Raw genomic sequence first — 2,303 nt, forward strand, 5'->3', positions numbered from 1 at the left:
CTGTCGGGCGGCGGCACGCGGCTGCGCGCACTCGCGCCATCCGCGGGCGCGGCCGCGCGCGGCGCGTGGCGCTCCTTCACGAGCGCGGCCACGCTGTCGACCTTGGCGATCAGCATGGCGATGCTCTTGTGCGCGTCGGGGCCCGAGAGCGAGGGCGTATCGACCGCGTCGAGCGCGCCCGCGCCCATCGCTTCGTAGACGCGCCAGGCGTTCGCGCCGACGTCGACGGTGACGATCAGGATCGCGCACGGCGCGCGCGCCATGATGCGGCGCGTCGCCTCGATGCCGTCGACGTTGGGCATCACGAGATCCATCAGCACGATATCGGGCCGCTGCGTGACGCAGAAATCGACGGCCTGCTGGCCGTCCTGCGCGACCCACAGGACTTCGTAGTCCTCGCGCGCCGCGAGTGCGCGCCGCAGTGCCTCGACGGCGAGCGGCATGTCGTTGACGATTCCGATCTTCATCTGTCTTATCCGTAGGCTTCGCCAATCAGATCGCGCACGGCGTCGAGCAGCGCTTCGTCGTGGAAGCTGCCCTTGGCCAGATAATAGTCCGCACCCGCATCGAGACCGGCGCGGCGGTCCTCCTCGCGGTCCTTGTACGACACGATCATGACCGGCAGCGCCTGCAGCTGCGGGTCGCGCTTGATGAGCGTGACGAGTTCGATGCCGTCCATGCGCGGCATGTCGATGTCGGTGATGACGAGATCGAAGCGCTCGCTGCGCACCGCGTTCCAGCCGTCCATGCCGTCGACGGCGATCGTCACGTCGTAGCCGCGCGTCGCGAGCAGCTTGCGTTCGAGTTCGCGCACGGTCAGCGAATCGTCGACCACGAGCACGCGCCGTGTCGCGCGCCGCGCGGTTTCGACGCCGCCGTGCTGGGCATGGCTCAGCGTGCCGCCCGTCACGAGCCGCTCGACCGAGCGCAGCCAGTCGTCGACGTCGGCGATCAGCACCGGGTCGCCGTTTTCCATCAACGCGCCGGCCGTGATGTTGCGGATCTTGCCGAGCCGCGCGTCGAGCGGCTGCACGACCAGCATGCGTTCGCCGAGAAAACGGTCGACCACCACGCCGTAGGTCTGCGGCCCGTCGCCGATCACGACCATGCAGACCGTGCCGCTTTCGTTGACAGGCGGCGCGGTCTCGAGAATCTGGTGCGCGGTGACGACGCCGATGCGCTGCCCGCCGAACGCGATGTGCTGATGGCCTTCGAGCAGTTCGATGTCCGCGCGGCTCGCGTGCAGCGTGCGGTTCACGTGCGCGAGCGGCACTGCGTACGGTTCGCCCGCGACTTCGACGAGCAGGCTGCGGATCACCGAGAGCGTGAGCGGCAACTGCATCTGCACGCGCGTGCCGACACCGGGCTCCTGGCTGATGCGCACGGTGCCGCGCACGCGCTTGACGACGTCGTGCACCGCGTCGAGTCCGACGCCGCGGCCCGACACGTCGGTCACCTGGTCGCGGAGCGAGAAGCCGGGCAGGAACAGGAAGTCGAGCAGCTCGGCTTCCGAGAGCCGCGCGGCGGTTTCCTCGCTGGCGAGTTTCTTGCGCGCGATCGACGCGCGCAGGGCATCGAGATCGATGCCGGCGCCGTCGTCGGAGACGGTGATCTGCAACGCGCCGGCGCTGTGGCGCGCTTCCAGCGTGAGCGAGCCTTCCTCGGGCTTGCCGCGCGCGAGCCGCACGGCGGGGGCCTCGATGCCGTGATCGAGCGCGTTGCGCAGCATGTGGCCGAGCGGCGCTTCGAGCAGGTCGAGAATGTCGCGGTCCACCTGGGTCGATCCGCCGATCAGTTGCCAGCGCACTTTCTTGCCGAGCGAACGCGCGACGTCGCGCACCATGCGCGCGAGTCCGCCGGTGCCGTCGCCGAACGGGCGCATGCGGCATTGCAGCGCGGCGTCGTAAAGCTGCTGCGACAGATGCGTCGAGCGGCGGTCGAAACTTTCCAGCTCGGCGAGACGTTCGCCGAGCAGTTGCTGCGCTTCGGCGGTCAGGCGCCGCAGTTCTTCGAGCGTGCTCAGCGCGGCCGGATCGAGCGGCAAATCCGCGAGCGTGGCGTGCAGCTGATCGAGCGCGCGGGCGCTGTCGCGCTGCACGCGTTTGGCGCGCAGCATCGATTGCGCGAACGGCTTGAGCCAGCGCGACTCGACCAGCGATTCGCCCGATAGCGACAGCAGGCGGTCGAGGTTGTCGGCGCGCACGCGGAGCATGCGGCCGGATTCGCCCGGCGTGGTGATGCCAGCGGTGCCGGTGGTGCTCCCGGTGCCAACGGTGCCGTTGACCGGGCCAGGCGGGACCGGC

2 protein-coding genes are annotated in these 2,303 nt (G+C 69.8%); both read right to left on the reverse strand.

Translation table 11 applies throughout. The features are described 5' to 3' along the window. Positions 1–467, reverse strand: a 467-nt coding sequence (locus G3N58_RS33660) for a response regulator (RefSeq protein WP_241017352.1), incomplete at its 3' end; no start/stop codon positions are given. 5 nt (positions 468–472) lie between these two features. Beyond that, positions 473–2,303 (reverse strand): response regulator (locus tag G3N58_RS33665; RefSeq protein WP_206001348.1); only part of this gene is annotated, 1,831 nt, incomplete at its 5' end.

Origin of the sequence: Paraburkholderia sp. Ac-20342 (assembly GCF_017104985.1) — a bacterium.
Lineage (GTDB): Bacteria > Pseudomonadota > Gammaproteobacteria > Burkholderiales > Burkholderiaceae > Paraburkholderia.